The 9,344-nt window shown below is 46.9% G+C and carries 6 protein-coding genes and 1 pseudogene; 2 read left to right on the top strand and 5 right to left on the bottom strand.

Features of this window, described 5'->3' with window-relative positions; all coding sequences use genetic code 11:
- Positions 1 to 64: 64 nt before the first annotated feature.
- Positions 65 to 2,224 (top strand): annotated as a pseudogene (locus tag QUA02_RS33735) (beta strand repeat-containing protein); the annotation flags it as partial.
- 46 nt (positions 2,225 to 2,270) lie between these two features.
- On the opposite strand, the gene QUA02_RS27485 reads toward QUA02_RS33735, so the two are convergent.
- Entirely contained in the window at positions 2,271 to 2,651 is a 381-nt protein-coding gene (locus tag QUA02_RS27485) for a hypothetical protein (RefSeq protein WP_333032533.1), read from the bottom strand.
- A gap of 161 nt (positions 2,652 to 2,812) precedes the next feature.
- On the opposite strand from QUA02_RS27485, the gene QUA02_RS27480 reads away from it, so the two are divergent.
- Positions 2,813 to 3,595 (top strand): calcium-binding protein, encoded by a 783-nt coding sequence (locus tag QUA02_RS27480; RefSeq protein ID WP_333032532.1) that lies wholly within the window; start codon positions 2,813 to 2,815, stop codon positions 3,593 to 3,595.
- Between the two features lie 89 nt (positions 3,596 to 3,684).
- Here QUA02_RS27480 and cruG read toward each other — a convergent pair whose 3' ends face one another.
- The 4 genes from cruG to QUA02_RS27460 all read right to left on the bottom strand — a co-directional run bounded on the left by cruG (position 3,685) and on the right by QUA02_RS27460 (position 9,234).
- The gene (gene cruG / locus QUA02_RS27475) at positions 3,685 to 4,896 is read right to left on the bottom strand and encodes a 2'-O-glycosyltransferase CruG (RefSeq protein ID WP_333032530.1); all 1,212 of its coding nucleotides are present in this window, start codon (positions 4,894 to 4,896) and stop codon (positions 3,685 to 3,687) included.
- Positions 4,897 to 5,406: 510 nt separating this feature from the next.
- The gene (gene cruF, locus QUA02_RS27470) at positions 5,407 to 6,348 is read right to left on the bottom strand and encodes a gamma-carotene 1'-hydroxylase CruF (protein WP_333032529.1); all 942 of its coding nucleotides are present in this window, start codon (positions 6,346 to 6,348) and stop codon (positions 5,407 to 5,409) included.
- A gap of 89 nt (positions 6,349 to 6,437) precedes the next feature.
- Positions 6,438 to 6,605 carry a hypothetical protein gene (locus tag QUA02_RS27465; protein WP_333032528.1) on the bottom strand — a complete coding sequence of 56 codons (168 nt, stop codon included), beginning with the start codon at positions 6,603 to 6,605 and terminating at the stop codon, positions 6,438 to 6,440.
- Positions 6,606 to 6,618: 13 nt separating this feature from the next.
- Positions 6,619 to 9,234 carry a CHAT domain-containing protein gene (locus tag QUA02_RS27460; RefSeq protein ID WP_333032527.1) on the bottom strand — a complete coding sequence of 872 codons (2,616 nt, stop codon included), beginning with the start codon at positions 9,232 to 9,234 and terminating at the stop codon, positions 6,619 to 6,621.
- Positions 9,235 to 9,344: the final 110 nt, after the last annotated feature.

Here is a 9,344-nt window from a genome sequence, read left to right as displayed (position 1 = left end):
GTGAGGCTATTTCTGCCCATTCTTGTGACTTGGCTATGCCTGAGCTCATTCCCATTCTTCAGACCTGAATCCTTACGGAGACACAACTCAAACTATTACCATTCCAGTTCAAGGCGATAATACTTTTGAACCTGATGAAGACTTCACTGTTACAATTTTACCATTATCAGGAACAACTCTTTCTACAGCTACAGCTACGGGTACTATTCAAAATGATGACGCAGTAGACTTAAACATTACCCTATCAGATTCTCCCGACCCAGTAATATTAGGAAATCCCCTCACCTACACTCTTACTGTTAACAATACTGGCAATGCTGATGCCACAGGCGTAGATGCAGAATTTACTTTACCCACAGGACTTTCCATAGTCGGAACTCCCACCCTTTCTAATGGTTTCACCTACGCGGGAACCACAGGCGGAGTTGCTAAATTTACAGGTGGTAGCATCAGTGGAAATAGTAACGCCACTCTGACTTTAAATGTCACCCCCAATAGTGCAGGAACTCTCACCAGCGGTACAGCAACAGTTGATGTCAGTAATAGTATTGTAGAAAGCGATGAAACTAATAATACAGCCACCGCAGTTACAACAACAGTTAACGCACCAACTGTTAACTTATCAATTAGCAGTAATTCTGGCACCGAAGCAGGTACAACTATAATTACCGTCACCGCCACAGCTTCTAATGCCGTTTCTAGCAATCAAACCGTTGACTTAGGCATTTCAGGAACTAATATCACCGCCGGAGATTACAATCTCGCTAATACTAGCATTACCATTCCTAGCGGACAAACTACAGGCAGTACCACCTTTACCATTGTTGATGATGCTTTAGCAGAAGGAACAGAAACCGCCACATTAACTATTAGTAATCCCACTTCTGGTATTGCATTAGGTAGCACAACTACTCAAAATATTGCTATTACGGATAACGATGTAGCTGGTGTCACCATTTCTCAATCCAGCGGTAGTACCGATATATCAGAAGGCAGTACCACCGATAATTACACAGTAGTATTAAACAGTCAACCCACAAACGATGTCACAATTAACATCAATCCTGACAGTCAAAGTACAAGTAGCGCCAGTAGTCTAACCTTCACTTCAGCTAATTGGAATGTACCACAGGCAGTCACAGTTACAGCCGTAGATGATAACCTAGTTGAAGGGACTCATACTAGCACCATTAATTACACAGCAACTAGCACCGATACTAACTACAATGCTATTACTATTACTCCGATTACTGCCAATATTACTGATAACGATGTAGTCGGTGTCATCATCACTCAATCTAGTAACAGCACAGATATTACAGAAGGCGGTGCCACCGATAATTACACAGTAGTATTAAACAGTCAGCCCACATCTAATGTCACAATTAACATCAACCCTGACAGTCAAAGTACCAGTAGTTCTAGCAGTCTCACCTTCACTTCCGCTAACTGGAATACACCACAAACAGTCACAGTCACAGCCGTAGATGATAGCCTAGCTGAAGGGACTCATACTAGCATCATTAGTTACGCAGCAAGTAGCACCGATAGTAATTATAATGCGATTGCCATTACCCCGGTAACAGCCAATATTACTGATAACGATACTGCCAGTGTCAACATCACACAATCGGCAGGTAGCACAGATATCACCGAAGGCGGTGTCACCGATAATTACACAGTAGTATTAAACAGTCAGCCCACATCTAATGTCACAATTAACATCAACCCTGACAGTCAAAGTACAAGTAGCGCCAGTACCTTAACTTTCACTTCAGCTAACTGGAATGTACCGCAGACAGTCACAGTCACAGCCGTAAATGATAATCTAGTTGAAGGCAATCATACTAGCACGATTAATTACACATCAACTAGCACCGATACTAACTACAATGCTATTAGTATTGCCTCGATTACTGCCAATATTACTGATAACGATGTAGCCCCAAATCCTACAGTTAACTTATCAGTCAGCAGTAATGTAGGTAATGAAGCTGGTACCACCGCAATTACCGTTACCGCTACAACTTCTAGTGCCGTTTCTAGCAACCAAAAGGTTAACTTAGGTATTTCAGGAACTAACATCACCACGGGAGATTACAACCTCGGCGATACTAGCATTACCATTCCTAGCGGACAAACTACGGGAATTACCACCTTTACTATAATTGATGATGCTTTAGTCGAAGGCACAGAAACCGCCACATTAACTATTAGTAATCCGACCTCTGGCATTACATTAGGCAGCACCACTTTCCAAGATATTGTTATTACTGATAACGATACACCAACGCCAACACCAACACCAACGCCATCGGTAACTCCAACACCAACGCCAACACCGACACCAACACCATCGGTAACTCCAACACCGACACCAACACCGACACCAACGCCATCGGTAACTCCAACACCGACACCAACGCCATCGGTAACTCCAACAACGACACCAACGCCATCGGTAACTCCAACACCAACACCATCAGTAACTCCAACACCAATTCCGACACCAACGCCATCGGTAACTCCAACACCAACGCCAACACCATCGGTAACTCCAACACCAACACCAACACCATCGGTAACTCCAACACCAACGCCAACGCCATCGGTAACACCCACACCATCGTTAACGCCAACGCCAACGCCATCGGTAACACCCACACCCACACCAATAACTAATAACATTCCCAACGATGATTGCATCTGCGACGATATTGTTTATCCCAACTTAAACCAACCGAATTTAGTTGAAAACACCATACTCGGTGTATCGGCAATTCAAATAGGCACTGCCCAAAACGATGAATTATTGGGCAGCAACACTGGCAATATATTCGATGCCAAATCAGGGGATGACAACTTATATGGTGGCGACGGACGCGACATCCTCAACGGCAACACAGGCAATGATTTTATCAGCGGTGGTAGTGGCGATGACATCCTATTTGGAGATGAAAATAATGACATTATTATTGGCGACTTGGGCAACGATTTAATCTTTGGAGGCAAAGGCAATGACTCCATAAATAGCCGCGAAGGTAATGACATCGTTTATGGCAAGAGAAATGATGACTTCATCGATGGTGGCAAGGATAATGACACCTTATTTTCAGGCAAAGGAAATGACATCGTACTTGGTAGTCAAGGTGATGACTACCTGTTTGGGAACCAGGGATCGGATACTATCTGCGGCGGTGAAGGTAATGATTTCATCAGCGGTAACGAAGCAGCAGATATCTTGGGAGGATGTGAAGGAAATGATACGATTTACGGAGGCGAAGACAACGATACTCTCACTGGTTGTCAAGGTGATGATCTTCTTTACGGAGACTTGGGCAATGATAGTTTGATTGGCGGTAGCGGTAACGATATCTTTGTCTTAAAAGCCGATCGAGGATTTGACACGATCGCTGATTTTACCGTGGGTCAAGATTCGATCGCACTAAGCGGAGGTTTGAGCTTTAGCCAGTTAGCAATCACTCAAAATACTCAGGGAACTCTCATCAAGAATCTCTTGACAGGGGAAGAGTTAGGCGTGATGATTGGAGTGAGTGCTAATTTGATAACAGCCGCTAATTTCCGGTTGATTTAGGAAAAAATGAAAAGTACGATCGCCCATTCGATCAAATAAGGGCGATCGCACTTCTACCAATTTTAAAAGGTCTAGCAAAAATTTAACGATTATTCATACTTTCGGCCGCGCCACTGAGTAGGCTGATTTAAAGCAGAAATTAGAATACGCAAAAACGCCAGCGGATCGGCTAAAGGTGACAGCCAAAACAGCCATTTACCAGATGCCCCAGTTGTATCGTAGGAAGGGGCGATCGCAAAACACAAAGCCGATCGCACTGCCACCAAAAATACATTCAATCCCAACAGCCAAAAGTGCGGAAATACACCAACCGACGGCAGCGAACCAAACAGCAAATAGCACAACACAATCGGCACCGGCAAACCTTGAACTGCCAGCAACAGCCACAAATCGCCCCAGATTTGACCGCTTGAAGCAGCATCTTTCAAATCCAGCGATCGACCCCATTCATTCCAAGTCTCGATCGCCCCCTCATACATCCGCACCTTCAACACTTTTGCCCCATCCAAAAAGCCCACCTTAAAGCCCTTAGCAGCCGCATAGCGAGCCAGAGTCACATCATCGCAAAAAGAACCCCTCGCGACCTCATAGCCCCCTAAAGCCACCAAAACCTCGCGCTTGCAGAGGAAACACTGACCGTTCGCCATCACCCGTTCCGGCACATCCCCGCCAGTCCCCGTCGGCCCGAACCGATAAACCAAAGTCATTAACAAAGCAGGTTGCAGCCACAACTCCCCCGGATACTTGAGGATAAACTGCGGCGAGAGCGAAATCAAATCGTAATTTCCAGCCGCCGCCGTTTTGAGTAAACTCGCAATCAAGCCCGGATGCGGCACAGTATCGGCATCTATCCCCAAAATCCACTCGCACTTCTCGGAACTTGCCAAAAAACCTGCATTCAGCGCCCAGGGACGCCCTACCCAACCCGCCGGCAGCGGATCGTCGTTAATCAAGCGAAACCGGGGGTCTTTTTCTGCCGCAGCTTTGACTAAATCTCCGGTTCCGTCTACCGAATAGCTGTCAACCACGATCGCTTCTCGGAGTTCGTAACTTTGGCTGGTTAATCCTTCCAAACAAGGCGAAATTCGATCGGCTTCGTTCAAAGTCGGCACCACCGCAGTACAAGCCCCTAACAAGTCCAGCGTCGGCGATTCCGGTTCCAGGGGCGGAATGCGCGACGGGCCTTTAATCAAACGCGACATCAGAAGGGCTGCGGCGGGCAATTGCAGCAGCAAAAGTGCGACAGGGATGATAGTTGTCAGCGGTTGGGAGAACAGGTGAGGGGCGATCGGGAAAACCATACTATTGAAGAATTGAATAATTGAAGAATTGGGAATGACTGAGGGGATATGGGTTGGGAGCTTATTTACAGATCATTTTTTTGGTAACTGATGTCAATTTAAAAAATTTATTATATTTTGGTCTCAAACATATTACAGGAATTGGGAATAATATCAATTCCGGTTGCACTCATACATGATATAGAGGACACGGCAATGCCGTGTCCCTACCGAAAATAATATTGTAGGGACACGGCACTGCCGTGTCCTAATTTTGGCTAATAATATCAATTCCGGTTGCACTCATACATGATATAGAGGACACGGCAATGCCGTGTCCCTACCGAAAATAATATTGTAGGGACACGGCACTGCCGTGTCCTAATTTTGGCTAATAATTCCGATGCTACCGGAAACCCTATGAAAAAATCGCCGCTGAAAAACCCGGTTTCTACAAGAAACCGGGTTTTTCAACTAGCTCAAAAATTAGTGTAAGTTTTTGCTAAATCAGCCGGGTTGCTCGCTAGCGACTTACTTGCGCAAAACGCCCACGGGCTGAGGTGGAATTTCAGCCGCGAGCACAGATGTATCCAAAGACGGCATTGTTTCTGTTACGTAACCTGCTGCGGGTTTAGCGATCCAGCTTAACGCGATCGCCGGAACTACGCCCAGAAGCACCGCTAGCGATGTCGGGAACCAGAACCGAGAATCCAACGAAGTTACAGTGATAATTGCTCCGAAAGCAAAGTTGACCAAATAAACAATTAAGGGCAAACCCAATTCCGATCGCTCTAATTTAATCGGTGTTTTTCTCCACAAGAAAGCTGCTACAGACATAAATAGCGCCCCCGTACCCATCCAGCCAGCCAAATTGCGGTAAGGCATCCCAAAGAAAGCGCCAAGTTCCTCAAACTCCCAAAAAGGCACAGAAGTTTGACTCATCGCCGGATCTAGTACAAAATCCCAAGCTGTTAGCAGCAAAGCACCGAGGGCGATCGCCCCTATTTGGCGCACCCAGTTGAGCTTACCTTTACCAACCGCTACTCCAGCGCGAGCAATTAAATAGGAAACCAGTCCCAGATAAAACCACGAGAGGGGAATTGTAAACGGAACCAGCCCTGCAATTTTGTAGCCCAAACCGCTCAAATAATGGTAGTTGCCGAAGGGAAAACCCGTACTCGTTCCCAACAACTCGCTACTCAAGGACAAAAACACAGAAGGCAGTAAAAAAGCCAGAGTTGCACCTAAACCCAATGTCCGCAAGGAATAGAGAGCAACTGCTGCTGCACCAAAAATGATATAAACTACTCCACCCCCAGCCATCCCCCACTGGAATAGAGTTTGCCCTGCTGGTGGCAAACTCATCACCAATTCGGGACGGGGTAAAATCAGCAGCAACCCTGCCAATCCAAAAGCCATTGACAAGACGTGGGCAATCAGGCAAAAGCGCTCAGCAATCAAAAGTTGCTTCATGGGACTCCTCGAAAAAATATTAGATGCGGAAAGCACTCGTTAACAGTTTACAATCTTTAACAAAAAACCAACTGCATTTCAGTCAGTTGTCAGTTGACTGTTGGCAGTTGACTGTTGACTGTTGGCAGTTGACTGTTGACTGTTGACTGTTGACTGTTGGCAGTTGACTGTTGACTGTTGACTGTTGACTGTTGACTGTTGACTGTTGACTGTTGACTGCAAGCCCGATGCCCGATGCCCAATTCCCAATTCCCCATTTCCGATCTTAAATTACTGCCAATTCCCCACCAGTACGAAAGGCGCCCAGAAATAGGGGTTTTGATAATCTGGGTTTTTCAGCAGCGTTAATTGAGCGTTGCGGAGGGCTTCAGCTTTGCTGATTTTAGACAAAGCAAGTTGACGGTAAAATTCAGTCATAAAAATAGCTGTAGATTCGTCGTTGACTCGCCAAAGGGTGGCGGCGGTGCTGCGGGCACCCGATCGAATGGCGGCCCCGGCCAAACCCAAAGCCGCGCGGTTATCGCCCGAAGCAGTTTCGCAAGCACTCAAAACCAAAAGTTCGATCGCCTGTTGTTTCTCCCCAGTGCGGGCTCGCAGCAGTCGATCGAACTCCTTAACATTCACTTTCTGATCCCAAGTCACAATAAAAGTATCCGCCGCATTCGAGCTAAACTGACCGTGAGTTGCCAAATGGACGATCGGGTAAGACGCCGCTTTAATTCGATCGTGCAACCGCCCGCTGACAAAATCTTCATTCAGCAGCGAACTCGCCGGCATCTCGGTTGCAATTTGTTCAACTTCCTCCTTCACCCCCGGCAAAGCCGAGAAGCCTTGACGCGCTTCCGAAAGGGCAGCGGTGAGCACTTTTAACTTGACTTTGTTCAGGGGTTTCGGTGCCAGCAATTGCAATCCCGGCGCCAAAGCAATACTGTATTTTTCTACCAAAAACTTTTCACCGTCGTGCAGCACCGCCATCGGCAGATTGCGCAAGTAACCGTCGAGCACAAATACCAGGGTTTTAATCCCGCTGGCGGTCAAATCCGCTTCCGCAGGGCGGATTAACCAGTCATAAACCTGTTCGACGGGAGGCCTCCTGTCGCGGGGGAAAGCAGCAGGCCTGATGACATTTTTAGCTTGTCTGAAAGCAGTTTCCAACTCGGCTTGAGACTTCTTAGTAGTGTAGCGGCGCAGGGGTTTGCCGGGAATTGACAAAATTACCTCCAAACGATCGCTCAAAATAATCGGATAAATCACCGCCGCTGTCGGATCGATTTCCTCGATCGACTTTGGTTTAGCATCAGCGCAAGCATCCCGAAAAAAGTTGTCCAATTCCGCCAACTGCAAAGATTCCACCGTTTGGCGCGCCTGTTTCAATTTAGCTTGACTGGGCGATTCCTCTTGCAAAAGCAGGCCGACTAATTCCCGATAAACCGGTTCGGCGCTTTCCCGAAACGAAAATTGCACTTCGGGATTGACTGTTACCAAATCGCCCCGCAGAGAAGACAGTAGATTCACAGCTTGAGTATATTGAACGATCGCCCCTTCTGTATTTCCCTGAGCTTTCCGAATCCGTCCAAGTTGCCAAAACAATTGATAGGCAATATCGGGAGATTCAAACGCAGGTGCTAAACTCAAAGCCTGATTTGTTAGAGTTTCCGCCTGCTGATTCTGCTGCTGGATTTCGTACAGCTTGCCCCGAGATCCCAGAATGTAAGCTTGTATCCGTTTGTCGCCCAAACTGTTTGCTGGTTCCAGAGCTCGATCGAGCATTTTGTCAATATCGCTTAAACTCAAAGTTTCCGCAGGCGACTGAGCTAATTTCATCAAGCTTTGAGCAAGGTTAATTTGAGCGTAAAGTCCGGCGCGGTTCGACCCAAATCGATCGGTTTGAGGTTCGAGAGAACGCCACAAAACCTCTGCCTCCGACCAATTTTTGCGATCGACTAAAAGACTTAATTGGTTTAACTTCGCTTGAATTTGTAGGGGCGATGTCGTCGCCGTCGCCCCAGCCGATCGAGCATAATACTCTAGGGCAGAGCGTTCCAAATCAGCGCGCTGTTTGGGTCTCAAACCCGGTTTATTGCTTTTAGCCCGTACCGTATTGCCCAGATTGAGATAAATTGCAGCCTCTTCTGGCCGGGCACCTAATTTTTGGGCTGCTTCCAGTCCCGCTGACAGCAAATCCTCGGAACGTTCGAGTTGTCCCAAAACCCGCAGCACTCGCCCTAAAGCATGAATCGCCCGGACTTGTTCGAGAGAAACAGGCTGATTTTTCAAAGTTTCCAAACCCGCTGTCGAAACTTCGCAAGTTTGGTTTTCCAGCTTGAAAGAAGCTAACAGAATTTTGCAAGCTCTGGGGTAAAGTCCGAGAGTTTCCCAAGCCCGACTTTGATTAATTTGAACTTGAAAAAGTTGGTTTTGGCGATCGAGTTGCTCGAATATTTTAGCGCTTGAGTCGAAGTTGTCGATCGCATCTTGAGTCCGCCCCCGTTCGAGTTGCAACTGTGCTTGAATGTTGAGAGTTTCAGCCAAAATCCGCTGCTGTTCGGGAGTTTTGGCTTGTGTTCGCACAGCCGACAAACTCGAATTTACAGCTTTTTCTGCTTCTTCCCAAAGCGCCAATTGCCCGTAGGTGGCAGCTAAATTGCTCAAAGCTGTGGCGCGATCGAGATTTTCGCCTTTTGCCTCAAACGCCGCCGCCGCTTGCTGCAACAGCGGTACAGCTTCCGAAAAACGTTCTTCTCGGTACAGAGTTCGAGCTTGTCGGACAAGCTGCACCGCTTGTGGTGGATTAACCTGAGCAATTCCGGGAGGAATCGCAACGGATAGCAGACAGGAAATCACAAATAACAGAATTACTTGTCGGAGCGATCGGGTAAACTTCATAGTTAGAAAATAAAATTACAACTGCAGACACACATACTAATTAACCCAAATACATCTTATCCTTTATCTGCGTTAATCCCCGTTAATCCGCCTACATCTGCGGTTTAAAA

This window comes from Microcoleus pseudofavosus SVA1_A4 (genome assembly GCF_036700565.1).
GTDB lineage: Bacteria > Cyanobacteriota > Cyanobacteriia > Cyanobacteriales > Microcoleaceae > Microcoleus.
Note: the sequence above shows the minus strand (reverse complement) of the source record. Positions and strands in the feature narration are given on the sequence as shown.